At 61.1% G+C, this 22,757-nt stretch carries 21 protein-coding genes; 12 read left to right on the forward strand and 9 right to left on the reverse strand.

The genetic code is table 11. The annotated features are described in order from the left end of the window. Positions 1 to 117 precede the first annotated feature (117 nt). Both AAFP32_RS13180 and AAFP32_RS13185 read right to left on the reverse strand, forming a co-directional pair. Entirely contained in the window at positions 118 to 387 is a 270-nt protein-coding gene (locus AAFP32_RS13180; RefSeq protein ID WP_350269500.1) for a hypothetical protein, read from the reverse strand. Positions 388 to 598: 211 nt separating this feature from the next. Next, positions 599 to 3,121, reverse strand: coding sequence for an ATP-dependent DNA ligase (locus AAFP32_RS13185; protein WP_350269501.1), 2,523 nt, complete (start codon positions 3,119 to 3,121; stop codon positions 599 to 601). Positions 3,122 to 3,299: 178 nt separating this feature from the next. Here AAFP32_RS13185 and AAFP32_RS13190 point away from each other — a divergent pair, with 178 nt between their 5' ends. Beyond that, a complete protein-coding gene (locus AAFP32_RS13190) occupies positions 3,300 to 4,154 on the forward strand; it encodes a Ku protein (RefSeq protein ID WP_350269502.1) in 855 nt (284 codons plus the stop codon). A 205-nt stretch (positions 4,155 to 4,359) separates the two neighbouring features. Here AAFP32_RS13190 and AAFP32_RS13195 read toward each other — a convergent pair whose 3' ends face one another. Both AAFP32_RS13195 and AAFP32_RS13200 read right to left on the reverse strand, forming a co-directional pair. Then, entirely contained in the window at positions 4,360 to 5,646 is a 1,287-nt protein-coding gene (locus AAFP32_RS13195) for a dicarboxylate/amino acid:cation symporter (RefSeq protein ID WP_350269503.1), read from the reverse strand. 197 nt (positions 5,647 to 5,843) lie between these two features. Next, the gene (locus AAFP32_RS13200) at positions 5,844 to 6,341 is read right to left on the reverse strand and encodes a MarR family winged helix-turn-helix transcriptional regulator (protein ID WP_350269504.1); all 498 of its coding nucleotides are present in this window, start codon (positions 6,339 to 6,341) and stop codon (positions 5,844 to 5,846) included. Between the two features lie 193 nt (positions 6,342 to 6,534). Here AAFP32_RS13200 and idi point away from each other — a divergent pair, with 193 nt between their 5' ends. From idi to AAFP32_RS13245, 9 genes are all read left to right on the forward strand, one after another. Then, positions 6,535 to 7,077 (forward strand): isopentenyl-diphosphate Delta-isomerase, encoded by a 543-nt coding sequence (gene idi, locus AAFP32_RS13205; RefSeq protein WP_101620197.1) that lies wholly within the window; start codon positions 6,535 to 6,537, stop codon positions 7,075 to 7,077. After that, on the forward strand, positions 7,070 to 8,134 hold the full coding sequence (locus tag AAFP32_RS13210) for a polyprenyl synthetase family protein (RefSeq protein WP_350269505.1): 1,065 nt from the start codon (positions 7,070 to 7,072) through the stop codon (positions 8,132 to 8,134). The genes idi and AAFP32_RS13210 overlap by 8 nt, the downstream gene beginning before the upstream one ends. Beyond that, entirely contained in the window at positions 8,131 to 9,423 is a 1,293-nt protein-coding gene (locus AAFP32_RS13215) for a cytochrome P450 (RefSeq protein ID WP_241212347.1), read from the forward strand. Before AAFP32_RS13210 ends, AAFP32_RS13215 begins: the two co-directional genes overlap by 4 nt. Next, positions 9,420 to 9,767, forward strand: a complete 348-nt coding sequence (locus AAFP32_RS13220; protein WP_101642996.1) for a lycopene cyclase domain-containing protein — start codon at positions 9,420 to 9,422, stop codon at positions 9,765 to 9,767. The genes AAFP32_RS13215 and AAFP32_RS13220 overlap by 4 nt, the downstream gene beginning before the upstream one ends. Further along, positions 9,757 to 10,080 carry a lycopene cyclase domain-containing protein gene (locus AAFP32_RS13225; RefSeq protein ID WP_101642998.1) on the forward strand — a complete coding sequence of 108 codons (324 nt, stop codon included), beginning with the start codon at positions 9,757 to 9,759 and terminating at the stop codon, positions 10,078 to 10,080. Before AAFP32_RS13220 ends, AAFP32_RS13225 begins: the two co-directional genes overlap by 11 nt. Next, positions 10,077 to 11,630: an FAD-dependent oxidoreductase gene (locus tag AAFP32_RS13230; protein WP_350269506.1), complete on the forward strand. Its 1,554-nt coding sequence runs from the start codon at positions 10,077 to 10,079 to the stop codon at positions 11,628 to 11,630. The genes AAFP32_RS13225 and AAFP32_RS13230 overlap by 4 nt, the downstream gene beginning before the upstream one ends. 46 nt (positions 11,631 to 11,676) lie before the next feature. Continuing rightward, positions 11,677 to 12,195, forward strand: coding sequence for a TspO/MBR family protein (locus AAFP32_RS13235; RefSeq protein WP_350269507.1), 519 nt, complete (start codon positions 11,677 to 11,679; stop codon positions 12,193 to 12,195). After that, positions 12,195 to 13,658, forward strand: a complete 1,464-nt coding sequence (locus AAFP32_RS13240) for a cryptochrome/photolyase family protein (protein WP_125188180.1) — start codon at positions 12,195 to 12,197, stop codon at positions 13,656 to 13,658. The genes AAFP32_RS13235 and AAFP32_RS13240 overlap by 1 nt, the downstream gene beginning before the upstream one ends. A gap of 66 nt (positions 13,659 to 13,724) precedes the next feature. Beyond that, the gene (locus AAFP32_RS13245; RefSeq protein WP_125240769.1) at positions 13,725 to 14,537 is read left to right on the forward strand and encodes an SDR family oxidoreductase; all 813 of its coding nucleotides are present in this window, start codon (positions 13,725 to 13,727) and stop codon (positions 14,535 to 14,537) included. A gap of 26 nt (positions 14,538 to 14,563) precedes the next feature. Here AAFP32_RS13245 and AAFP32_RS13250 read toward each other — a convergent pair whose 3' ends face one another. The 5 genes from AAFP32_RS13250 to AAFP32_RS13270 form a co-directional block, all read right to left on the reverse strand. Then, a complete protein-coding gene (locus AAFP32_RS13250; RefSeq protein ID WP_350269508.1) occupies positions 14,564 to 16,150 on the reverse strand; it encodes a phytoene desaturase in 1,587 nt (528 codons plus the stop codon). After that, positions 16,147 to 17,046, reverse strand: a complete 900-nt coding sequence (locus tag AAFP32_RS13255; protein WP_350269509.1) for a phytoene/squalene synthase family protein — start codon at positions 17,044 to 17,046, stop codon at positions 16,147 to 16,149. Before AAFP32_RS13255 ends, AAFP32_RS13250 begins: the two co-directional genes overlap by 4 nt. Positions 17,047 to 17,208: 162 nt before the next feature. Continuing rightward, entirely contained in the window at positions 17,209 to 18,714 is a 1,506-nt protein-coding gene (locus tag AAFP32_RS13260) for an SDR family oxidoreductase (RefSeq protein WP_350269510.1), read from the reverse strand. Between the two features lie 154 nt (positions 18,715 to 18,868). Then, the gene (locus tag AAFP32_RS13265; protein ID WP_101620186.1) at positions 18,869 to 19,228 is read right to left on the reverse strand and encodes a hypothetical protein; all 360 of its coding nucleotides are present in this window, start codon (positions 19,226 to 19,228) and stop codon (positions 18,869 to 18,871) included. A 63-nt stretch (positions 19,229 to 19,291) separates the two neighbouring features. Next, the gene (locus tag AAFP32_RS13270; RefSeq protein ID WP_350269511.1) at positions 19,292 to 20,785 is read right to left on the reverse strand and encodes a DUF2867 domain-containing protein; all 1,494 of its coding nucleotides are present in this window, start codon (positions 20,783 to 20,785) and stop codon (positions 19,292 to 19,294) included. A 134-nt stretch (positions 20,786 to 20,919) separates the two neighbouring features. Between AAFP32_RS13270 and AAFP32_RS13275 the strand changes: the two genes are divergently transcribed. Continuing rightward, complete coding sequence (locus tag AAFP32_RS13275) at positions 20,920 to 21,393, forward strand: DUF2505 family protein (RefSeq protein ID WP_350269512.1); 474 nt, start codon at positions 20,920 to 20,922, stop codon at positions 21,391 to 21,393. Positions 21,394 to 22,037: 644 nt separating this feature from the next. After that, entirely contained in the window at positions 22,038 to 22,742 is a 705-nt protein-coding gene (locus AAFP32_RS13280) for an ATP-binding cassette domain-containing protein (protein ID WP_350269513.1), read from the forward strand. Positions 22,743 to 22,757 lie beyond the last annotated feature (15 nt).

The following is a 22,757-nucleotide window of genomic DNA, read 5'->3' on the forward strand; positions in this document are numbered from 1 at the left end:
CCGGCCAACTGGCAGGAACAACGACGACGGACTAGCCAGCGATCAGGCCAACCAGTCACGGCGATGTACCCGGTTGAAATCTGCGCTTGACGACTCAGCTACCTGTAAAGCGCATGCTCAGTCCGGTGGTTCCAACGCGGTGTCCTGTTCCTGCTTCCTATCTCCCCCGCGGAAGTCGCGCTCGCTGTCGGGCGAGGAGGCGTCGGCTGCAGCCCAGGCAGCCTTCGGGTCCTTCTCTATCGAAACACGATGCTTTGCGGCAATGCGCTCGAGTTCTTCCTCAGCTCCATGCTCCTGTCCTATTACACCGTTTGGCAGGTTCCTCTTCTCGTTGCCGAGTTCAACGCAATCAAGCTGCTCGATGGTTGTGAAGGTGTGAAGGGCCACAAACACCGTTCGACAGGCTCCCCGACGCCGGAGTCCAGTTCCCGAAGCAGGCGAAGGCAATGACAGCGTAACGGAACAGTCTCAACCCGGCGAAAATCGTTGATGAGAGTGCCAGGGTCCAGGGCCGGTTGCAGGTTCTTTCGAGCAGGAAGACCGAGCAACTCTACCTAGCATCGTTCCTGTTGGCGCCGCGAGGTCTTGAGTCCTCAGCTCACGCGACGACGTCGTCTGGATCCACGTCGTCGCGCAGTCCACGCCACACCGGATGACGCAGGCGCCCCGCATCAGTGAAAGCGGCGAATCGGACCTCACCGACGAGGCGGGGTCGCACCCAGTTCGCATCACGTGACTCAGCGGCAGGCACCTCCAACGGCGCTGTCTTCCTGGCCAGTCTATCGAGCTTGCTGCGCAGCGCTTGCAGCTGAGTCTCATCGAAACCGGTACCGACGCGACCCAGGTAGACCAGATCGTCCTTGCCATGCGCGGCAAGCAACAGGGAGGCAAAAGTCTCGGAACGCTCGCCTCGACCGGTGCGCCAGCCGACGATGATCACATCGCGAGTCGAGACATCTTTGAGCTTGACCCAGGTATGGGTTCGTCGGCCCGGCAGGTAGGTGCTGCCGGTTCGCTTCGCCATGACTCCTTCGAGTTTGAGCTCTCGGCTGGCATCCATCGCCTCATCAACGCTTCCCTCGAAGGCAATCGGCACATGAACGGACTCACCTTCGGCGACCATTTTCGTCAGTTGTTCACGTCGTGTCAGATAAGGGGTCTTCAGCAGGGAATCGCCGTCGGCACTGAGCACGTCGAAGATCATCACGTGCACCGGAGTCCGGCCCCGCTCATGGTCGATGTCGCGGTCGTGGCTCAGACCCATCCTGCGCTGGAGTCGACCGAAGTCCGGACGGCCGCCGGGGCCCAAAGCCACGATCTCCCCGTCCAGGATGCAGTCGACGTCGACGCACGTGGCGAGTTCAGCAAGTTCAGGGTAGATGTTGGCCAAATCGTGGCCGTTTCGACTGCTCAACCTCACCTCTCCCTCAGAAGTTTCAGTCGCGGCCCGGACGGTGGCGAGCGCACGGATTCCGTCCCACTTCATCTCGAACGCCCACTCCCCTGCCTCACGTCGAATCGAGGGGAGATCACCGATGCTGGCCAGCATCGGTGATATGTGGGTGGCTTCGACATCTGCGGGTCTACGAACCACCGGGCCGGGTGCCTCGGATGGAGCGGGCGAGTCTTTAATCAGGTGGATCATCCAGTTCTTCTCGGGTTCCTTGTTCGGTCCGTGGTCACCGGTGTTGAACAGTGCGAATCGGCGAACTCCGCCCAAGCCGCCGTCGTCACCTCCGTGGAGGACTGCGATAATCTCTCTGCCTTCCCGCCACTTCTCGAGTTCAAAAGTCCCAGAGTCCCAAATCGTGACTTCACCGGCACCGTACTGGCCCTTCGGGATGGTGCCTTCGAAGCTTGCGTATTCCAGTGGGTGGTCTTCGGTCTGGACAGCAAGATGGTTACTCTTCGGATCCGTCGGCGGTCCCTTCGGCAGCGCCCAGGAGACCAGCACACCATCGTGCTCGAGTCGAAAGTCCCAGTGCAGGGAGCTGGCATGGTGCTCTTGGATGACGAATGAGAGCTCATTCCCGCTGGCCCCGTGGCTCTCGGGTACCGGCTCGCAGGTGTGTTTGGCATCGCGCTTGGATCGGTAGACGTCCAATCGATCACGAGGGACTGTCGCCGAGGCTGAGGTGCCTGCTCCTTCCACGGGATCACCGGGGCTGGTTTCACCAAGCGATTTGTCGGTGCGAGTGTCACCGGCGGACTTTGTCAACGGTTCGAGCAGATCCCCGAGGTCCTCGATCCGGTCGAGGACTTCTTCGAATCTCAGCTGTCCAACGGCTGCAGGTGCCTCGAATTCCTTCCACGTACGTGGTGCGGCCACGGTCGGGGTGAACTTTCCCCGCAGCGAATAGGGCGCGACAGTTGTCTTCGCCGCCGAGTTCTGCGACCAGTCGATGAGCACCTTGTTCTCCCGCAGCTTCTTCTTCATCGCCGAGACGATCAACCTTTTATGGTCGGATTCGAGGCTACGCGCCAACTCATGGGCGACGTCAGAGATCTGCTGACAGGTGGCCGATCCGTCGAGAGGGGCGTAGAGATGGATTCCCTTGGAGCCGCTGGTCACCGGGTAGGCATCGAGTCCCATTCCGCTGAGCAGCTCTCGCACCAACTGGGCGACCTCAACACAGTCGGACAGTTCGCGTCCTGGACCGGGATCTAGGTCGAATACCATCCGGTCCGGTTTCCGCGTCCTCGATTCGATGGTGCGGGGGTCCAACGATTCTGCACCGACCTGCCATTGCGGAACGTGCAGCTCTAGTGAGGCAATCTGAGCGAGATAGGTCAATGTCGCCCGGTCCTGCAGCAGGGGGTACCTTTTCGAACCGGTCGAGTGACGGATGGACCGGGAGAGAATCCAGGAGGGGGCGGAGGCGGGCAGATCCTTCTCAAAGAACACGTCCCCAGGGTCCTTCGGAGTGCCGACGCCGTCGACCCACCGTTTGCGAGTCGCGATGCGATCACGGGAATGCCTGATCAGGTGAGGGCTGATGCGAGCAAAGTAGTCAAGCACCTCACCCTTGGTCGTTCCCGACTCGGGGTAGTAGACCTTGTCGAGGTTGGTCAGGGTCAACCGATGCCCCTCGACGGTGACCTTCTGCTCATGGCGTGACATAGGCACCTCCTGTCGTGCCCACGCTACTCGTCTGCAGCGTCGGGGACGAGAGCAATGGGAGAACAACCTCGGCGGGCGTACTTCATCGGCCAGCGACCCCTTCCATCCTGACGGATTCCGGGGCTACTTAAAAGGTAACGGGGTAGCCAAGGTTGCGGGACTGGGCTTCAATGGGAGGATGAGAGCTATCTGGACCGGATCGATTGCATTTGGTCTCGTCAACGTGCCGGTGAAGCTGTACTCGGCCACCGAGAACCATGACGTCAGCATGCACCAAGTACATGAGAAGGATGGCGGGCGCATCCGCAATCAGCATCGGTGTCAGGAATGCGGGAAAGTCGTCGAGTATGACGACATCGTCAAAGCCTATGATGATGGCGACCATCGGGTGATTCTCACAGACGAGGACTTCGAGGCTCTGCCTGCGGGCGAGAATGATGACCTTGACGTCCTGCAGTTCGTTCCAAATGATCAGATCGACCCGATCATGTTGGAGAAGTCATATTTTCTCGAACCCACATCGAAGACTCCCAAGGCCTACCTGCTGCTGCGCAAGACACTCGAGGACACGGACCGCACTGCCATCGTCAAACTGACTCTACGCACTCGCACGCGACTGGCTGTTCTGCGAGTCAGCGGAAAGGTCCTGATGATCCAGACGCTGCGCTGGGCCGACGAGATCAGGGACGTGGACTTCAAAGGTGTGAGCTCCCGTGCAAAGATCTCCGACAAGGAACTGGAGATGTCGGCCAAGCTCGTCGAGTCCTACTCGGAGGACTTCACCCCTGAGGAATTCACCGACGACTACCAGCAAGAGTTGGCCAAGCTCATCGATGCGAAGATCGAATCAGGCGAGACCCTCGACGTGGCGAAAGCCTTCGGCGACGAAGAAGACGAGGAAGAGCCAAGCGGTGATGTCATCGACCTGATGGAAGCACTGCAGAAATCGGTTGATCACTCACGCTCGTCGAAGAAGAAGACCGCGAAAAAGACTGGCAAGAAGGCCACCTCGAAGAAAACGAACACTGGATGACCCCCTCACTAGAACATGAGAGAATCCTGCCTCAACCCTATGGCTTCGACTCACCGGTTTCTTACTTCGCCGAGTTCACTCCGGCAACTAGATCAATCTGCAGCGGGTTGACCTCAGCAGAGGCAGTGAGGAGCCGACCGAGGGCCTCTGCAGCCTGAACGGCGATGGCACGCCGGAGCCGCAAAACATCGCCTTGGCACCAAGTTCAGTCAGACTGCGAGGTAGATCTGTCCTCGGTCTTCGAGAGTGCTCGCTTCCGGCTGAACCGCTTCTCGCTCTTGTCGATCAGATGGGTGCCGACGAGGTCGCCGGTGATATTGAGCCCCGTCGCTCCCATTCCCAGTATCACGTCGACGCCGGCAACCAAGGCCACAGTTTCCATCGGCAACCCAGCTTGCTTCAGCAGGATCGTCAATCCGATGAGTCCGGCGCCGGGAACTCCCGCTGTGCCGATTGAGACAAATGTGGCGGTGAGGACAATGACACCAAGTTCAAGCATGGACATGTCGCGTCCAACGATATTGGCCGCCAGCACCACCGAAGCTCCCAGGCGGATGACTGCACCATCCATGTTGATGGTCGCTCCCAGTGGGACCACGAAACTCGCGACCTCGTCCAGGATGCCTGCACTCTTCGTCGCCTTCAGCGATACCGGGATAGTGCCCGAACTGCTCTGAGTGGTGAAGGCAGTGAGCATTGGCTCACGGGCGGTGCGGAAGAAACCGCCGATCGGAACTCGATAGATGAGCAGCAAGGGAATGTAGATCAGGAGAATCTGTGCAGCCAGGCCTGCATAGACGACCCCGGTCAGTTTTCCCAGCGCGGCAAGTGCATCAAAACCTTGGCTGCCGATATCGCTTGCAACAAGAGCAAAGACACCGACCGGCGCGTACTGGAGTATTCCGCCGAGGATGCGGAAGGTCATTTCCTTGCCGCCCAGCACGATTTTGTACAGCAGAGTTCCGAAGCCCGAGATCGTCGAATCGGAGGAGCGGCGCATACCCACCAACGTGAGGCCAACGACCATTGACACGAAGATCAGCGCGAGAATATTGCCGTCGGCCAAGGCCTGGAAGATGTTCTCAGGAAATATTCCGACGAGCTGGTCGATGAACGACGGCGGGTCGGGCGTCTCGCCACCGCTCTCGGAGCTTTGCAGTCCAGTCCCAGGGTTCACCAGGAGCGCGAGAGCCAAGCTGATGACGACGGCGGCAATGGTGGTCACCAGATAGAAGACGAAGGTTTTGGAGGCGACCCTGACAAGCCTTCCCGACTGTGTGCTGTTGACCGCGTCGATCAGCGTCAACATGATGATGGGGATGACGACCAGCTGCAGGAGGTTCAGCAGGATGTCACCAATTGGTGAGAGCACTTGCGCCTGCTGCCCGAACAGCAGCGCAACGATCAGCCCAAGGACGAAGCCGATCGTCATCTTCACAAAGAGTGATGTATCCCGGTAACGGTGCCAGATGCGCTTGAGGATCTGTGACATATTCTAAAGCTCCGTACTCGGAGTTCCAGCACCGAGGTGTCGCACAGCTTCGCAGCAGAATCGTGAAACGCTCGGCACCGAAAGGGACGTCGGTGCCGCTTCTGCAGTCACGCCCATTCGATGCTCCTTCGAAGATGAGTGCTCACCTCGCAGCTGGAGATGGTGGCATTGCGGCCCGCACTGATACTGGTCGGCGCTCACTCTAACGCACATGTATCGGACTCCTGTTCCGTCTCAACGGTCTCCTGCTTCGCTGAGTCGCTTGCGTCAGCCAGATAACCCTGCGGCGAGTCGGCCTCTGCCAGGGCCGTGAGAAACCGGATGACGGTCTCTCGTTCGACACCGTCAAGTGCGGCGGCGGCATCGAACCTGCGGGAGTGCTGGCGACCGATCGTCTCACGGGCAACGCGGGCTGTCGCCGCTGTCACCTCGAGGCATATTGTGCGCCGGTCGCTGGGGTGCGCCACGCGGACCAGGTGGCCGTTGACTTCGAGGCGTCGGACCAGCTTCGTCGTGGAGGCACTGGAGATCCCGACCTCGCGGGCAATGTCCTTCGGTGTGACGACACGACCCCTTTGCTGGGCGCGGATGAGCATCCTAATCGTGCGCATGTCACTTTCATTGAGCCGCATGTAGCGGCGGGAGACCTCGGAGAGTGCACGGTCCGCCTCACGCCATCGACGCAAAGACTCCATGACCTTCTGACACTGATCGATCTCAGCCTGCGACAGATGAGAACGCTCAGAGAATTCCGAATCGTTCACAACATGCTCGATATCTGAATCAGATGCGATTCCTGTCTTGATGGTCGCCACAAAAAACAGCATAGCGTTGCTATGCTGGGTTTAACGCTCGCCTGGCTAACGAAAGTGAGTTCCAACAGTGGAAATGGTTGTTCTCGTCGACCACCTCGGAGATCCCATCGGTGTCCAGAGCAAGGCAGACGTCCATGGTCAGTCCACCCCTCGTCACCTGGCCTTCTCTTGCCATGTCGTCGACGAGCGCGGTCGCCTCCTGGTCACCCGGCGTGCGCTGACGAAGAAGACGTGGCCGGGAGTCTGGACGAACTCATTCTGCGGCCATCCCGGACCCGGTGAGAGCCTCGAAGACGCGGTCCGTCGTCGCGCCGGCTTCGAACTCGGACTGACTGTCGATGACATCACCTGCGCGATTGCCGACTTCGGCTACGTTGCCCGTGATGCTACGGGAATCCAGGAGAACGAGCACTGTCCTGTCTTCATCGCCCGAGCCGTATCGGACTTGACGCCGAACCCCGCCGAGGTGGCCCAGACTCAGTGGACGAGCGCCTCAGAGCTGCGGTCAGCGATCGACGCGGCCCCCTGGGCATTCAGCCCCTGGCTGGTCGAGCACTTCCCCCAGCTGGCGCCGCACCTCGCCGGCCACATCGTCGAAGCAGGAGACGATGACTGACTCGGCCAACCCCATCGATGACATCGCCTTCTCATTCGAGGACAGGCTCACCCAGGTCCTGGCAGACGGGCAGAAGCGCTCTCGCGCCTTCTCCTCACAATACGCCCAGCTCTGGGAGTCACTGGCGCACATGACCACGGGCGGAAAGATGATCCGCCCGCGACTGCTCATCGAAGCACACCGCGCGCTGGGCGGCACCGACGAGCGAGCAGCCGTTGACGCGGCCTGCGCCATGCAGATGCTCCACATCGCCCTGGTCATCCACGATGATGTGATCGACAACGACACCATTCGTCGTGGTGAGGCCAACATCTCCGGAGAGTTCGCCTCTGAGGCCATAGCTCGCGGGGCTGTGGCCAGCGAGGCCGATGCCTGGGGAGACACAACATCGATTCTCGCCGGTGACCTCATGATCACACTCGCCCACTCCCTCCTCGCCCGACTCGATGTCGACGAGACCAAACGCCGAGCCGTCCTCGACATCTTCGACGACACGGTGTTCGAGAGCGCCGCCGGCGAACACGCAGACGTGTGGCTGAGCATGCATCTCGAAGAAGCGAGATCACATGATGTTCTGGCCATGATCGACCAGAAGACCGCCGTATACTCGTTTCAGGCACCACTGCTCATCGCCGCCGTTCTGGCCGGAGCCGACAGGAGCCTCATCGACGAACTGGCCGCCATCTCCAGGCAGATCGGTGTGATCTACCAGCTGCGCGACGACGTCCTCGGCCTCTTCGGTGACGAACGAAAGACGGGAAAGTCCAATCTCAGCGACCTCCGTGAAGGCAAGGAGACTCTTCTGGTCACGTTTGCTCGCTCCGATCCGGCCTGGGCCGAGGTCCGGCACCTCTTCGGAGACGCGATGTTGAGCATTGCCGACGGTAATCGGCTGCGCAGTGTCATCGAGGAATCAGGCGCACTCATGCTCGTGGAGTCGATGATCACACAACGCATTGAGAACCTGCACCGACTCATCCGCGAGGCTGCTCTGCCGACAGCATTGAGCAATCACCTCACCCAGCTCACCGCCGAGTGCAACTCCCGAAGTGCATGAAGCCATTGTCCAAGCGCAGAGCAATCAGAGATGACGAGAACACCGGACCACCTGTCGACTATGACGGACAGATGTGGAGAATCCGCTCCTTTGATGCGGCCAGGGCAGTGTTGCGCGCACGCGATCAGACCACCCAAGCCGGATTCACCGCCGAGAAGATTCCACGAGGCTACTTTCGCCATCACCCGATCCTGATCTCTGACGGTGAAGATCACGATGCCCAGCGCCGAGAAGTCGCTCGGTTCTTCGCCCCCTCTGTGGTCGCGGAAAAATATGGAGATTTCATCAACGACCGCGCTCAAGCGGTCGTTGACAACGCGGTCATGGACGGCAGATGCCGCCTTGACGAGGTGGCACTGCACTATTCGGTCGACGTCACAGCCACGGTGGTGGGTCTGACCGAATCCTCCATCGAGGGCATGGCCAAACGTCTGGTCGGGTTCTTCAGACAGCCCCCTGTCGACCTTGCCGCCCCGGCAATGGGACGTACGCGCCGACAATGGATGCAGGCGGCGATCAACGGCCTCATTCCCATCGTCTCCTTCTACTGTGCAGATGTGCGGCCTGCGATTCGGTCCCGCCGCAGACGAGAACGCAATGACGTCCTGTCCCATCTGCTGACGGCCGGTTACGGCACCGCCGACATCCTCGTCGAATGCGTCACCTATGGCACAGCGGGCATGGTCACCACCCGCGAATTCATCACCATGGCATGTTGGCATCTGCTGACGAACGCCGAGTTGGGTCGCGAGTACGTCGAGGCCGCACTGCCGGCCAGGCTGGAGATACTCGAGGAGATCATCCGACTCGACCCGGTCGTCGGCCATCTCTACCGTCGGGCCCAAGCCGACATCGACATCTCGGACAACAGCGGCTCGTTCACCATCTCCGACGGTGACTTGATCGACGTCTGCGTCCGGCAGACCAATACTGACCCTCAGGTGATGGGGCCGGACCCGGAGACGATCTGCCCCGGTCGCGGCCTGAACCGGGCAACGCCTGCAGCAGGAATGAGCTTCAGCGACGGAGCACACAAATGCCCCGGCCAGGCATTGGCTCTCTACGAGACCGATGCCCTGGTGCACAAGCTCCTTGCCCATCGACCTCGCATCCTCAAAGAGCCCACCATCAGCTGGGACAACGTCATCGAAGGCTACCGGCTGCGCGGCCTGGACCTGAGCCTGATGGCCCCATCACGGCCAGCGAGCGTCAGCAGGCAGAATCCCTCACCCACCCGATCACGGCTGCAGACTGCCGATTCGCACCCATCGATGAGAATGACGATATGAGCTCCTTCGAATACCTTCTGCTGATGGGCGCGTGTCTGCTGATCACGCTTCCCCTCGAACTGCTGTTCTCCGCCCGGATCTATCGTCGCCCGAAGCTCCTCCTCGGATCCCTCATCCCAGTCGTCATCGTCTTCTCGCTCTGGGACATCGTCGCCATCGGCCGGGACCACTGGACATACAATCCGCAGTTCGTCACCGGCATCCACCTCGGCAACCTGCCGCTGGAGGAGCTCGTCTTCTTCATCGTCATCCCGGTCTGCGCCCTGCTCAGCTACGAGGCAGTGGGCACCGTGCTCAGGTTCTTTGCCAAAAAGAGCAGAAAGGCCGCAGCAGATGATGCCTGAGTACACAATCATGACGATCCTCGGAATGATCGTCGTCATCGGTCTCGAGGTGTTCGTCTTCCGCAGCGGCATCTTCCGACGGACGCAGTACTGGGCCGCGCTGGCCATCTGTCTGGCCTTCCAGTGCCTGGTCGATGGGTGGCTGACCAAACTCAGTGACCCCATCGTCAGGTACAACCCGTCGCAGTTCCTGAACCTGCGTTTCCCCTGGGACATCCCGATCGAAGACTTCGGTTTCGGGTTCGCCATGATCACATCCGTGCTCATGCTGTGGCAGTGGCAACTCAACCGATCGCGCAAGGACACCCCATGACACCGAAACACCGGCCCAGAGATCGCTTCGCCGAGAGAATCCAGGGCCCGCAGGGACGGCCGCGACTGCTGCGCCCCAAACGAGTCACCATCATCGGCGCCGGCATCGCCGGACTGGCTGCAGCCGCGATCCTGGCCGAAGCCGGCGCCGAGGTCACGGTCATCGAGAAGAACGACTACCTCGGCGGCCGCGTGGGCGCTTGGCCGGTCGACGACGAACGGACCATGAGCCGAGGATTCCACGCCTTCTTCCGGCAGTACTACAACCTGCGCGACCTGCTCAGCCGGGCGGACCCAGACCTTGAGAGCCTGCGACCCGTCGACGACTACCCACTCATCCATCGCCGAGGCTCGATGGACACGTTCGCCTCAATCCCCCGCACCCCGCCGTTCAATCTCCTCGGTTTCGTCTGGCAGAGCCCCACCTTCCCGATCGGAGGACTCCGTGACGTCGATATCGCTGCCGCAGTCGAACTCATCGACGTCGAGTTCCCCGCAACCTACAGCTACTATGACGGCGAATCTGCCGCCGACTTCCTCGACCGGTTGCGCTTTCCCGACGAAGCCCGCCATCTGGCGCTCGAAGTCTTCGCCCGCTCCTTCTTCGCCGACCCGACAGAGTTCTCTGCGGGTGAGCTCGTGGCCATGTTCCACACCTACTTCACCGGTTCAGCGGAAGGGCTGCTCTTCGACGTCCCTGTCGATGACTACGACACAGCACTCTGGGCTCCGCTGGGCGACTACCTCAGGTCACTGGGAGTCACGATCGAGACCGGGACGACCGTCACCTCGATTGCAGCCACCGAGTCCGGATGGACGACCACAACAGGGGAAGCGAACCTGGAAAGTGATGCCGTCGTGCTCGCAGTCGATCCCGCCGCGGCCCGTGATCTGCTCAGCGCAAGCCATGACTCGCTCGTGGACAGCGCGCCTGCGGCCCAACGGTGGATGGAGACGATCGGCTCACAGACCAACGCTCCCGCGTTCGCAGTGCTGCGACTGTGGCTCGGTGCGCCCGTGGCCGACCACCGACCGGCCTTCCTGGGGACAAGCGGGTACGACCTCCTCGACAACGTGTCCGTGCTTGAGCGCTTCGAGGCCGGAGCCACAGCGTGGTCCGAATCCCACCACGGCTCGGTCCTCGAACTCCACGCCTATGCCCTCGAAGGCGAATCACACGAGACCGAGAGCGGGAGGGCGGACATCGTTGCGCGGCTGCTGTCGGATCTGCATCACGTCTACCCCGAGACCGCAGCCCTGACCATTGTGGACCAGGAGCTGCTCATCGAAGCGGACTGCGGGCTCTCTGACACCCGCCCGTGGGAGGACAGGCCCGAGCCGTCCACCCCGATCCCCGGGCTGGTGGTCGCCGGAGACTATGTGCGCTGCAACACCCCTGTGGCCTTGATGGAGCGCGCCGCCACGACCGGCTATCTGGCGGCCAACCACCTGCTCTCGACCTGGAGGGTCGAGGGGACGGACCTGTGGTCACCACCGACTCGAGGCCTGCTTCGGCGTGGAGTGCTCGGGCGCATCAGGAGTCGTCGATGACCATGTCCCGTCGAAGACCATCACTGCGAATCATCGAGAGGATCTCATGAAAGCTCCGTGGAAACGCTATCTCCTTCCGGCCGCCATGTGCGCTGCAGCAGCAGGAATCGGGTCATTCGGGACGAAAGTCGACTCCGACTGGTACAAAAATGTCACCAAACCAGCGTGGCAGCCCCCGGGCTGGGTCTTCGGACCCGCATGGTCGACCCTGTACACGTTGACGGCGGTCGCCTCCGGGCGGGTGCTCACACGCCTGCCCGACAGCCGGGACCGCCGCGCCTACCTGGGTGAGTTAGCCGCGAACATGGCGGTCAATGTCGCATGGAGCTGGCTGTTCTTCTCCGCCCGTCGCCCGGATGCGTCGCTGGTCGACTCCCTGATCCTAGAGGCCTCGACGCTGAGGCTGCTGAGGAAGGCAGCTGCCGTCGACAAGACTGCAGCGCTCATGCTCACCCCCTATGCAGCCTGGGTGGGGTTCGCGACTGTCCTCAATGGAGAGATCCTCAGACTCAATCCCGATGAGATGCCTCGATCTCTGAGTTGCACCCGGACAGAAGGTCGCTGATGAGCACAAGCCGTGAGGACCTCACTCTGGTGTGGTTTCGTGACGACCTGCGCGTGGCCGACCATGAGGCCCTCACCGCGGCGCGTGCCGATGGACGTGTCATCGCCGTCTGGATCCGTGAGACCCGCGACGAGGAGGGTCTGGGGCCCAGGCCCTTGGGCGGGGCTTGCCGGTGGTGGGCACACGAATCGCTGACCGTGCTCCACGAGGAGCTCGCCGACCTCGGCATTCCTCTGCTCTTCGCCGCGGGCCGGGCGGAAGCGATCATTGTGCAGCTGGCCAGCAGCCTCGGCGTCACCGCTGTTCGCTGGACGCGCCGCTACGCATCCGCTTCCCGGGCTCTCGACGGCCAGATCAAGACCGTGCTGAGCGATCAGGGGTTCGCGGTCCATTCCCACACCGGGTCCCTCCTCGTCGAACCGTGGACGGCTGCCCCTCAGAGCAGTGACCACTACAAGGTCTTCACCCCGTTCTGGAAGGCCGTTGCCGGACGCGATGTCGGTGACGTGCTGCCGAAGCCGCACGGGCAATCACCGCTGAGCCAGACACTGCTCAGCAGGGCACGTGAGTGCCCGGCGGTGATGGAACTCGACGGGCTGGGGCTCCTCGACGGCACAGAGACAGGAGCGGGTGAAGCCGCCGCAGCCTCAGGCCCCCGGTGGTGGCAGGACACCATCGCCGGCCACTGGTCGCCGGGCCTGCGCGCCGCCGCAGACCAGCTCGATGACCTGTCCGCGAGCATCGACGGCTACACCACCAGCAAGGATGTGCCCTCTGACGCGGCGAGTACCTCGCGGCTCTCGCCCAGGCTGCGGCACGGAGAACTGTCCCCGCGACAGCTGCTCCAGGCCGCTCGGACGACCAGCTCGCTCACCCAGGACGACCGCGCGGCATGGATCCGTCAGCTCTACTGGCGAGAGTTCTCCTGGCACCTGACCTACCACTATCCCCAGATCGACTCTGCGCCGATCAGACCCGAGTTCCAGAACTTTCCCTACGAAGATGATGACGATGCTCTCTCCCACTGGAGATCAGGGACCACCGGGTACCCGCTCATCGATGCGGGAATGGCACAGCTGTGGCAGACCGGGTGGATGCACAACCGGATCCGCATGGTCACGGCAAGCTTCCTGACCAAGAACCTCCTTCAGCACTGGTGGCACGGAGAGCAGTGGTTCTGGGACACCCTCGTCGACGCCGATGAAGCCAACAACCCAGTCTCATGGCAGTGGGTCGCCGGAAGCGGTGCCGATGCCGCGCCGTATTTCCGAGTCTTCAACCCGGAGCGACAACGCGAACGCTTCGACCCCGACGACGCCTACATCGACGACTGGCTTCCCTACACTTCAGAGGCAGCTCCGCCTCCCCTCGTCGATCTCAGGCAATCACGGCAGGCCGCCCTGAGTGCCTACGACCACATGAAGAACAGGTCCACAACCCGCGACAACTCCGGCGGGTCCTGACATGGTGGACCACACGACACAGGATCCCCGGCTCACAGACGACGACGACAGGATGGCAGGTCGAGCATGAGAGTACTACTGGCAGGATGCGGAGATCTCGGAACCCGTTTGGGCCTGAATCTGGTGCGCAAGGGCCATGAGGTCATCGGACTGCGGCGACACACTGAATCACTTCCCGCCTCGTTCGCTCCCTTCGCAGTCGATCTCACCAGTCCCGGCACGGCCAAAATCGATGACATCGATGCAGTGGTGATCACTCTCACCCCCGATGAGTACACCGATGACGGTTATGAACAGACGTATCTGCGCGGGGTTCAGGGCCTGATCGGTGTCCTGGAATCCACGCCTGAGCGTGTGATCCTCCTGTCCTCGACTCGAGTCCTCGGGAGTTCATCGCCGGGTGCTGTTGCGAATGAAGACTCCCAACCCCACCCTGACTCGAGTCCCGCCCGGACTCTCTGGGAGACCGAGAATCTCATCAGGAACACTTTCGCTTCCGCGTCGATCATTCGGGCAGCAGGCATCTACGGGCGGGAGAATTCTCGACTCATCGAGGGGGTCCGTTCGGGTCGGCCCGTGAACTACCGACGGTGGACCAACCGCATCCATCATGCTGATCTGGTCCGGGCGCTCGAGGCTCTTCTCTTCAGCTCTGATGCTCCACGGCTGATGCACGCAGTGGACTCGTGCCCCGTGCAGCTGGGGGAGGTCGTCGAATTTCTGGCATCCGAGCTCAACGTCTCGCCTCCGCCAGACCTCTCTGCGGAACCTGCAGAGGGAAAGAGACTCGACAACACCCGATTCCACGAGTTCCTCGGGTCCTTGGAATTTCCGACGTACCGAGAGGGATACTCTCATCAGCTGCGCACCGGAGCATAAGCCGGTCACCGACCGACAGTCGGTCTTTACCCCTGTGTGTCGGCGACAGGCAGCGGTCCCGGACTCGAATCCCCACGAATGTGTTTGAGGACCAGCTCAGCGCTGATCAGACACATCGGCACACCTACCCCTGGCGCCGTTGTCGCACCTGCGTAGTAGAGTCCATCCACCTTCTTGGAGGCATTCTGCTGCCGGAACATTGCGCTCTGGCGCAACGTGTGAGCTGGCCCGAGCATCCCTCCCAGCCACGAATTGTAGTTGCTGGAGAAATCCGTCGGCCCCAATGTCCGGCGAAAACTGATCCGATCTCTCAGATCGGGGATGTCGGCCCATTCAGCGATCTGGTCGATGGCCCGGTCGGCTGCACGCTCGATGCGCGGATCTCCCCGCCCGTCGTCTCCCCCCGCCCCGAGTCCTGCATCTGCTGGCACCGGGATGAGGATGAAGAGATTCTCGCAGTCGAAGGGTGCCACGTTCGGATCGGTGTGACTGGGTTTGCACACATATGCCGACGCCGGAGAGGAGATCTTCTGCTGCGGCCCGAAGATGTCGTCGAAGTTCGTCGACCAGTCCTCGGTGAAGAACAGTGAGTGGTGGGGAAGCTGTGGGACTTCGCCTTCGACTCCGAGAAAGACCAGGACGGCGCCTGGCCCGCTTGTCACCTTCTGCCACCAGCTCTCAGGGTAGCTGCGATCACCCTCGTCCAAGAGCTGTGTCTCTGTGTGGTGGAGGTCAGCGGCGGAGACGACGATGTCACAGTCGTGCTCGTGTTCGCGACCGTCTTGATCCTCCCATGCGATGCTGTTGGCAGACCGTCGGCGGCCACTTTCTGACACGGTGGATATGTGTGTGACGGTGGAATCGGTGTGCACTCGCACCCCTGATTCCTCGACAAGTCGGGTCAGAGCATCGACGATGGTTCTGAACCCTCCCATCGGGTACAGCACTCCGTCGCTGAGGTCGAGGGCACTCATCAAGTGATAGAGGGCCGGCGCTTTCCTCGGGTCGGTGCCAAGGAAGATGGCCGGGTACTGGAGGATCTGCCGCAGCACCGGATGGTGGAACGATCGAGAGGCGTGGCGTTCCAGAGAGGTGGTCAACAGCCGAGCCAGCGCGGGGAGCGCGGTGAGCAGCTCTGCCCTGAGAATCGATTTCGGGGAGGTGAAGGGGTTGTACAGGAAGTAGTCGATCGCTAAGTCTTTGGTGGCCTTGGCCGAGTCCAGATATTTGGCCAAGGTGGCCCCGCTGCCGCGTTCGATTCGTTCGAAGGTGTCGAGGACCTCGGCAGTGCCGTGAGGAATCATGACCGACTGCTCCCGCCGAGCCTGCGAAGCGGGACTGAACACGGTGTAGGCAGGATCGAGTGTGCGCAGGTCGAGTTCGTTGGCCGCCGTCGTACCGAGAAGGTTGAAGAAGTGTTCGTAGACCTCCGGCATCAGATACCACGATGGCCCTGTGTCGAATCGATAGCCGTCTTCTTCGATCGAACCGATCCGCCCGCCCAGAGTTGAGTTCTGTTCAAAGAGATCGACGCTGTAGCCCTCACGTGCCAACAGTGCTGCCGTGGCCAGTCCTGCCGCACCTCCACCGATGACGCCGATGCGCTCAGTCATGCTCTGTTCTCCTTTGCCGTGGCCAGCAGCGCTTTCGCCGTGAGTTGAGCTTTGAGGGCGTTGGGGATGCGCACACGCTCCCGATAGAGACGGTCGACGGGGATGTCTGCGATCTTGTCGTTGAGGGCGGTGAAGAGCGCCGCAGCACTTCTCACCGCGGCTCTGGCATCTTTTGGCAGCAGTGCGATCGTGTCGTCGGCGTTGGTCAGCTGCTGGCGAATCGTTGTCACCCATGCGCTTTTCTCGGTCTGGGTGAGTCGGGTTTCAGCGGTGAGGTAGCTGCGGCCAAGTCGCAGACTGTCGTCGGCTAAGTCGCGGAGGAAGTTGATGTTCTGGAATGCGGCTCCAAGCTGACGGGCACCGTATTCGAGCTTCTCGGTCTGGGCCGGGGTTCGGGATTGACCACACAGGAAGACCTTGAGGCACATGAGACCGACAACCTCGGCGGAGCCGTAGACGTAGGCCCGGTGTTCGTCCTGATCGAACCCGCGGACCGGGGCGAAAGGCTCACTGGGTGTTTCCAGATCCGCTCTCATCGAGGCGAAGAACGGTTCGATGAGATCGACGGTGATCCCCGTCGCGTTCGCGGTCTGAGCGAAGGCGTGGATGATGAGGTTGTCGCTGACGCCATGCCTGAGTCCAGCGCGAGTCGCGGCGACGAAGTTCTCCAGCATCTCATGCTGCTCGCCCGTGTCGAGGCCCGCATCGGAGGCAAGACCGTCAACGATCTCATCGGCGATTCGGACGAGAGCATAGATGTTGCGGATGTGATGACGGTGAGCAGGTCCGAGCAGCCGGGTAGCCAGTCCGAACGATGTCGAATAGTTCGAGATGACGGCTTTGGCTGCCTGTTGCGCCGTACGGCTGAAGACGTCGTAGGTAGGTGAGCTGCTCACCGCGCAGCACCTCCGACCGTCACGGGTCCTGCCATGGCGGCGTTGAGGCGAATGTGGGCACTGCGAGTCGAGACATCATTGACACCACTGGCACTGCAGCGTCTGTGTGTGAAGAACATAACTGCTAGCTTAGCTAACGAAATAGCTTGCGAGCTTGATTGGTCAGGGCTTTTCTGCCGCGCGAGCGATGTTCTTCGCCATGGCTGGAAAGATGAACCGGTGGAAGGGCGAGACAAATGCCCAGTACAGCTGGCCGCGGATGCCCTTGGGGATGAAGATCGCCCTTTGCCTCAAGTCGCTGCCACGGCCGGCCTTGCTGGTGGTGAATTCGAGCCATGCCCTTCCGGATACCCGCATTTCTGCTCTCAGCAGCAGTCGATGCCCCGGTTCAAGCTCTTCGACTCGCCACCAGTCAACTGGGTCGCCGACTCGAAGACGGTCCGGTAGTCGCCGTCCACGGTTGAGGCCGGCACCGCCGACGATCTTGTCCCACACACCTCGCACCCGCCACGCCAACGGCCACGAGTACCAGCCATGCTGCCCACCAATGCCTTCGACGACCGGCCAGAGCTGCTCGGGAGTCAGGTCAGGAAAGCGCAGAGTACGGTCATCGGTGTAAACGCGTTCTCCTGCCCATTCGGGATCATTGGGCAAGGGCTTCGCCGCCTGATCGAGTCCGCCGGCCACGGCAGCCCAATTCGTGTCGACAGCACCCTCGGCTTCGCGCTGGAGGGCCAGGCGCACGGACTGTTCGTAGCTGAGCAGGCCATCGGGGGGCGGGGGAATGACCTCGTCGATATCGCTGTCCTTGGTCACAGCGTTCTCCTGCAGCGACTGGACGAGCGGCAGTGTCAACGTGAATGGCAGTGGGGTGACGAGACCGACCCAGATGCCTGACAATGTCGGAGCCGGCAATGGCAGGACGAGGACATGCCTGGGTTTGAGGCCAGCGATTGCACCGAATCTCTTCATGATGTCGGCATATTTGTGGACATCGTGTGATCCGATGTCGAAGGCGCGGTTGACGTCTTCATCGAGGTCGACGGCCTTGAGAAGGTAGTAGAGGACATCACGCACGGCCAGGGGTTCGACACGGTTGTTGACCCAATTCGGTGCAGGCATCAGCCTCAGCGTCATGGCGAGGTGACGAACCATTTCAAAGGAAGCCGATCCCGACCCGATGATGATGCCCGCTTGAAACGCGATGGTCGGCACTGGCGAGTCGAGGAGAATACGCCCGACCTGAGCCCGAGAACGCATGTGCATGGACAGGTCCGCCTTATCGGGATGGAGCCCGCCGAGGTAGACGATGCGTCGAACCCCGGCAGCCTCGGCCACCTCGGCGACCCGATGGGCTGTCGCCGCTTCCTTCTTTTCGAAGTCGTGCCCGGAGCCCATCGAGTGAACGAGATGATGGATGACTTCGACTCCGGTGGCGGCTTCGGCGAGGCCGTGCCCATCGTCGAGGTCGACGCGATGGACATCGACCTGATCCACCCACGGCACTTGCTCGAGCTTCTGTGGTGACCTCACTGCAACACGGACTCGGTGACCGGCCTGGAGCAGTCGAGGGACGAGCCGTCCCCCGATGTAACCGGTGGCCCCCAGCACGAGCACAGTTCGAGGATGCGGGGAAGGAACGATGGTTTCGGGATGAGATTGTGCCATGCGCAAATCCTTAGGAGTCATCATACTCGGAACTTCAGTGATGCAAGACTAGCCCACTGCGGCAATAGGGACTTGAACTCGAATCTTCCTCGACTGAGGTCGACAGAGTGTCCGGCGAGACGAGCGTCCAGCGAGACAATCAGACGCGGATGCGTCACCACGGGTTCGCCAACTGCCATTTCTCGAACCAGTATCCGTCACCTTGATAATGAGACTTGGAGGGTTTGCATCCCTTGAGAGCCGAATGCTCCCCCAGCCAAGTGCGCACCAGACCGGGAACGTCCTCCATTCGGTTCCGCCAGTCGTCGAGGGCAAGTAGGAGCACCGCGCCGTCGTCTGCCGTGAGCCGACATGAGTAGCTCGGCAGCCCGTCGGTGTTCTGCGAATGCGTATAGCTGATCTGATCGCAGCCGGTCGTGAGGTAGAAGCGAATGAACTCACCGCAGACATCTGAGCACAGCGACTTGAAGTCCTGATAGCGGGAGAGCCATTCCGGTCGACTGTATTCGGTCATACGTTCTATTATGCACCTGTGGCGAGGTGATTGTGAATCTGATCGTGGATTGCTCGCTGCCGGTCATGCGAATCTTCTCGCCGCCTTCGCGATATTCTGGGCCATATGGGGAAAGATCTTCCTGCGCAACGGCGAAACAGCTGCCCAGTAGATTCGGCTTCGCACCCCTGACGGGTTGAACATGGCTCGCTGCCGAAACGAGCAACCGTCTGCTTGGTCTGTCATGGTGAATTCGAGCCAGATATCCCCCGCGACTTCCATCTCTGCACGCAGCAGCAGCCGAAAAGGTGGCTCCGTCTCCACAATCGTCCAACCGGCGATGGGATCGGCTTCTCTCCCACCACTGAGAAAACGAGGACCACTGTTGGGACCCGCACTCCCGAAGATACCCTCATGCAGTCGTCTCAGCTTTGATGCCGGTGGCTGTGAATTCCACCGATGCTCGCCACCGATGCTGGCAACGATCGTCCACAGCTGCTGGGCACGAAGATCGGGAAAGACAAAGGTGCGGTCATCTTCGATCAGCTGACTCCCCGCCCAGTGCGGATCATTGGGCAGAAAATCAGCGGCTTCGCTCAGTTCATCGGCGTCAGCGTCCCGGTTCGCACCGGCTGCTCCTTCCGCCTCCGCTGCCCGGAAGAGCGCCAGTTCGACTGCTTGTTCAAAGGTGAGGAGACCGGCAGCAGGAGGGGGAATGAGGGAGTCAAAGGCGTGTTCGTCGGCAACCGCGTCTTCCTGCAAAGACTGCACAAGCGGCAGCGTGAGCGTGAAGGGCAGAGGAGTGACCAGCCCCACCCACAGCCCCGACAGAGTGGGTGCAGGAATCGGCAGATTGAACACGTGCCGTGGCTTGAGACCCGCGATTCGGCTGTAGGACTTCATGACCTCTGCGTAGGTCAGAACGTCACCTGATCCGATATCAAAGGACCTATTCACACGACCCGGGACTTCAACAGCTGACACCAGGTAGTAGAGGACATCACGGATTGCCAGAGGCTCAACCCGATTCGACACCCAGTTCGGTGCCGGCATCCAGCGCAATTCTGTTGCCAAATGTCGAATCATCTCGAATGATGCCGATCCTGCCCCTATGATGATTCCGGCTTGGAGCACGATCGCATCGACGGGGGCCTCGATGAATATCTGCCCCACATGCGCTCGTGAGCGCATGTGTGCTGAGAGTTCACCAGAGTCAGGGTGGAGTCCCCCGAGATAGATGATCCGATTGACGTGAGCGAATTCTGCAGCGGAAGCGACACGAGAGGCGGAGCGCGTTTCACGAGACTCGAAGACGATTCCAGAATTCATCGAATGAACCAAGTAGAAGACGACGTCGACACCTGACATCGCTTCGACCAGACCATCACCATCGTCGAGATCGACTGTGAAGACCGTTACGTCGGTCGACCATGGCACCTCGGCGAGCTTCTCGGGCGAGCGCACGGCAACACTGACGGCATGACCGGCCCGCAGGAGTCTTGGGACCAAGCGCCCACCAACATACCCGGTTGCGCCCAGAACCAGAACCCGGCGTGGGTGCTTCGTTGCCTGGCTCATACTGAGAGTATAGGCCTCTGCCTCCAATGAGCCCGCCCGAGGGCGCAGCTGGCCGGTGGCCGAGGTGATCGGCTGACATCGACAGCGGCCGTCGGCATGTCCCGATGGTACTGCACCATGACATACTTGCCTTCATGCAACGTGGCACTCTGAAACGTCGAACGGCGATGTGGCCGGCAGAGATTCTCGACCGCTTCGCCGATGAACAGATGTGGCGTGCAGACGGAGCGACCGTATCGATCCACTCGGGCCGCGCCGAGGGGCTGAACCTGAGCGCATCGATGCCTCTGTCCGGCAACCAAGTGCCGCCTGCAGCACAGAGGTTTCTGGGTGCTGATCCCAGAATCATCCAACACATCAGATCCGCCCCTGTTGCAGAGACCGCTGCGGCTGCGGGTATGAATATCGACGCAGAGATCCCCGGCGTCCCTCTCGACGTCCACGTAGAGATCTCCCTGCTGCGTCAGGACGATGACCTCACTGACATTCAGGCGGTGATCGAGACCGCCTGTTCGCTGCCGTTCGTGGGCAGAGCGATCGAGTCCGGGGCCCACCCGCATATCGAGGACATGATCGCCGCGAGCCTCGACAGACTTACTGACCCCTAGTCTCGTCCGCATATCGGTACCCCGCCCAGCAGTGCCCTCGGCCAGGCCGGCGGACTCTTGCTCACTGAACCCGCGCACATCAGCAGCCTCGGCCACCACCTCGACGATGCGTTGAGCCCGTGGAAGACTGTACGGCCGCCGGTTCTACCATTGACAGAACCCGACGGCGATCTCGTGAATTCGTTTCCCGCCGAACGCAACCGGCAACAAGCTTCCGATCGACGAGGCCAGTGACCGACAAGGGGGACAGATTGAGAAGGTCGCGAAGCTGTCCGGCCGTCAGGAGCCTGCTCATCGGAGCGGGCTCCATCAGCTCCACAAAGACCCGGCAGAGATCCTCCGAAGCCGCGGCGAGAAGCTGAAGCAGACCATCGAGTTCATCTTTGTGGCCCAAAGTCTTGTGATGCCTTGCTGAGACTCCTATTGTTTAGAGTATATAACTGTTCACCTGGTGAACTTTATGTTGAGTGAAATAACGCACGGGAGGCTCGCATGGAGGAATTGGAAACGGCCATTTCTGCCGACGGCCTCGTTCGAAGCTTTGGCTCCAATACTGCCGTTGACGGGGTGAGTCTGTCGGTGGCCCGCGGCGAAGTCTACGGATTCCTCGGACCCAACGGGCTGGGAAGACGACCCTGACGCGTGTGCTGTGCACTCTGATCACTCCTTCCGCGGGTCAGGCTCAGGTGGCCGGATACGATGTCGCCAGAGAACCGGACAAGGTTCGGCTACGCATCGGCGTCGCATTGCAGGACGCGGCCCTGGACGACAGACAGAGCGGGACCGAAATGCTCGCTTTGCAGGGCCGGTTCTACGGCCTGTCTGCAGTCGCTACCCGAACCAGAGTCGCCGAATTGACGGATCTGATTGATATCGGTGATGCATTGGGGCAGCGGATCGGCACCTATTCCGGCGGGATGAAACGTCGCCTCGACCTTGCTCTGGCTCTGGCTCTGGCTCTGGTTCATGATCCGGAAGTGCTGTTTTTGGACGAACCTACGACCGGCCTTGATCCAGTCAGCCGAGCACGGGTGTGGCAGGAGGTGCGTCGCCTGAATGTCGAGTTAGGCATGACAGTCTTTCTCACTACCCAGTATTTGGAGGAAGCCGACGAACTGGCTGAGCGAATCGGCATCATCAACAAGGGGAAACTGGTGGCCGAAGGCACACCCTCCGAACTCAAGCGCACCATCGGCTCCGATGTCATCATCGTGAAACTCGGCAGCGCAGTCAACGATGCACAGACGGCATTGGAGAAGCTTGAGCATGTCCAGCGCATCGATATCAGTGGAACTACTCTGACCCCAGCGTCACCGACGAACCCGGTTCGATCAGCCCCGTCGCAGTGACCTTGGCCAGCGTCC

The sequence above is a fragment of the Brevibacterium sp. CBA3109 genome, assembly GCF_040256645.1.
Classification (GTDB): Bacteria; Actinomycetota; Actinomycetes; order Actinomycetales; family Brevibacteriaceae; genus Brevibacterium; species Brevibacterium koreense.